This is a genomic window from Pseudochrobactrum sp. AO18b (assembly GCF_000409565.1).
Lineage (GTDB): Bacteria > Pseudomonadota > Alphaproteobacteria > Rhizobiales > Rhizobiaceae > Pseudochrobactrum > Pseudochrobactrum saccharolyticum.
This window is the reverse complement of sequence record NZ_ANNO01000028.1, coordinates 1-2,743: the sequence shown is the minus strand read 5'-3', so window position 1 is coordinate 2,743 and position 2,743 is coordinate 1. Positions and strand designations below refer to the sequence as shown.

Sequence of the window (2,743 nt, the reverse complement as noted above, 5' to 3'; positions counted from 1 at the left end):
AAGGTTGCTGTCCTGACTTTTGATGACGGCTTCCTGAATGTGCTGGAAAATGCCGCACCGGTTCTGGCAGAATGCGGCTTCACCGCCACGAATTATTTTGTGGCCAACCAGATTGGTGGCAGCAATATCTGGGACAAGGCAATTGGCATTCCGGAAATGGCATGTATGTCCGTTACGCAAATGCGGGAATGGGCGGCATTGGGGCATGAAGTCGGCGCCCATACGCTTGATCATGTCAATCTGAATGACACACCGGATGAAGAAGCCCGCCGCCAGATCAGTGAATCAAAATCACGTCTGGAGGACATGCTGGGCGCAGAGGTTCCTCATTTTTGCTATCCCTACGGTGCCAATAATCAGACGCACCGCTTAATGGCACGCGAGGCAGGTTTTCAGACTGCGGTCACAACAATTGCCTCGCGCGCAAAACCAAATGATGACCCGTTTGGCATTCCGAGAATATATATCCGTCGCAATCATACATTGCCGGAATTTTTATACCGTGTGTATTTCCGTTGAGTTTTTTCCTTTCGCCACAACAGAGCGATCAAGCAACAAAATGAGTGAGGCCGTAATTCAATCAGAACGCCCTCATTCATCTTGTAAATTGCTGGGTCACAAACCTTATTTTGCAATATTTAGGTGCGTCTGCACCGCTTTGCGCGCAGCCCTGCTTAATTTCCTCTACCATAAGAAAGCAACTGTTCTGGACATTGCATGGAGGATGGCTACTGCTTGACATATCAAAACAACGATTAGCAATTTCCTTTGCTTTTACCTCACCCACCGCTTGTACACATGATCCATTGGCCATATCTGCAGCTTTATGTGCAGGTACCGTCACATGGGATTGTCCGGATGTTCCAGCTTTTACATGAGGTACGCAGGATAAATCTCCCTCCTGGCATTGCAACTGGACACGGGAACGAACCATGCAAAGCCACCGATCACCAGGCATGTCGCAACGGTTCGTCTCCATGTAATCAGCTACCCGCAATTGTTTTTAAGTTCTAGCCCGCCGCCGAGCCGCACAAACAATTCGATACCATCGCCTCGAAGCTTTCAATGCATGGAAAATTGCGGCGGGTGTCGCCTGAAGATCTACGAGCCGCTGACCTTTCCGCACAAAGAAACTTAACGTGACAAGACCGTTGGACTCTTTGCGATGAGTACAGACCAAGCCTCATGAGCTTCGCGCTCTGTTTGCACCCAATGAGTTGAGCACAACTTTTTTCGGGCAATTTGGGGGCGTTCATACGATTCCTCACTGTGAGATGTGGTGCTACCCAGACTGGAAAGTAGGGTACCCCCCCCACAATCTAAACTGTGAGGGGGTATCTTTCTAAGTGATTGATTTTGTTGTATTATATTCTCACCCTTCTAATGATATAAACACGCCATTTTTTTGAATGTTTTTTGAGGGGAGCGCGCAAATCAAAAAGCGCTGTAGCGACCGAGAAAAACGTCAAAAAAGAATAATGGCTAAATACAAACTGGAAATTTGGAAACCGCTGATCTAAGCGCGACGCAAATTAAAAAGTGTAACGCTGACAAGTTACATTTCCTGCTTAACCGTCATTCAGCTTTCGAGATTATTAAAGGACTTTTCAAAAACAACAATTGGCTGTCAATCGGCGTTTAAACGGGGTCGGAACAAGAGCAGTCAAAAATCGTATGCTAAGGCAGAGCGAATGAAGAACCTACTGGAGTGCACGAGAGTTGCCCCACTTCCATAATCGCTTAAACGGTCAAATCAGAAGCGCGATAATATGTGGCGCTTTTTAACTCGAAGTAGGTGCACAATTCATCCCGGTCACGAGCCGGCGCATAGACCATCCGCTCTCCAGTCGTGTGCATTCCCAGTTTCAACAATAGATTAGGAGAAACGGTATTATTGTTTTGGGCTCCTGCTCGCATAGAATGAGTTTTCAATTCTTCAAAACAGGCAGCAATGATACCTTTGGCGGCTTCATACCCAAATCCCATGCCGTGAACTTCCTCAGAAAGCCAGTAGCCGATTTCGCCAATTCGCTTTCCATCACATTCTTCAAAATCGACCTTGATCCAGCCAATAACCTGATTGTCAGCTTGGTTTACAATTACCAGTGGAAGCGTGCGTTGTTCTGAATGCCCAATAAGCGCTTTATCAATAATCCTCTCTGCCGCTTCTGGCGTAAGAGGGTATGGCCAAACTGCCACCCAACGGCTGATCGCAGGTGTCATTAGTTTTTGCAGTGCAGCGCTATCTGATACCGTGACCAGACGCAGTTCCAAGCGCTCAGTTAGCATTTTGAACGATTGCCCCGGCTCACTTCTCATTCATTTTCCGATGGTTGTTAGCAGCCTGTTTCCGGATGCGCATGATTGTTTGTCTGCTTGTGACAAATTTCCGAGCAATTGCCGAAATACTTCTTCCTTCCACCAGATCGGCGAGGACGTCCTGTTTTTGTTTATCGTCAAATGTGGATGGACGACCCAAAGATTTCCCTTCCGACTTGGCGCGTTTGAGGCCTGATTGCGTCCGTTCGATCAGAAGGTCGCGCTCGAACTGCGCCACGGCGTTCAGCACATTCATGGTCATTGTACCGGCTGAACTGGTTAGATCAGCACCACCTAATGCGAGGCAGTAAACCCTGACGCCCATTTCTGCGAGGGCTTGGCTCTGTTGCAAAAATTTTGCCGATGTCCGAAAGAATGCTGACAATTTTCAGCGAGACTTTTGATGAACGATTTCAAGTGGCGC

Annotated in this window: 3 protein-coding genes and 1 pseudogene; 1 reads left to right on the top strand and 3 read right to left on the bottom strand. The window is 47.7% G+C overall.

Annotated features, from left to right (window positions below; genetic code table 11):
• A partial coding sequence (locus A918_RS0101420; RefSeq protein WP_022709329.1) for a polysaccharide deacetylase family protein occupies window positions 1-519 on the top strand: 519 nt, incomplete at its 5' end.
• A 76-nt stretch (window positions 520-595) separates the two neighbouring features.
• On the opposite strand, the gene A918_RS21645 is transcribed toward A918_RS0101420, so the two are convergent.
• The 3 genes and pseudogenes from A918_RS21645 to A918_RS19115 form a co-directional block, all read right to left on the bottom strand.
• On the bottom strand, window positions 596-934 hold the full coding sequence (locus A918_RS21645) for a hypothetical protein (protein ID WP_156831365.1): 339 nt from the start codon (window positions 932-934) through the stop codon (window positions 596-598).
• Between the two features lie 806 nt (window positions 935-1,740).
• Window positions 1,741-2,319 (bottom strand): GNAT family N-acetyltransferase, encoded by a 579-nt coding sequence (locus tag A918_RS0101415; RefSeq protein ID WP_022709328.1) that lies wholly within the window; start codon window positions 2,317-2,319, stop codon window positions 1,741-1,743.
• Window positions 2,309-2,707, bottom strand: a pseudogene (locus A918_RS19115) (recombinase family protein); the annotation flags it as partial. The pseudogene A918_RS19115 and the gene A918_RS0101415, both read right to left, overlap by 11 nt.
• Window positions 2,708-2,743: the final 36 nt, after the last annotated feature.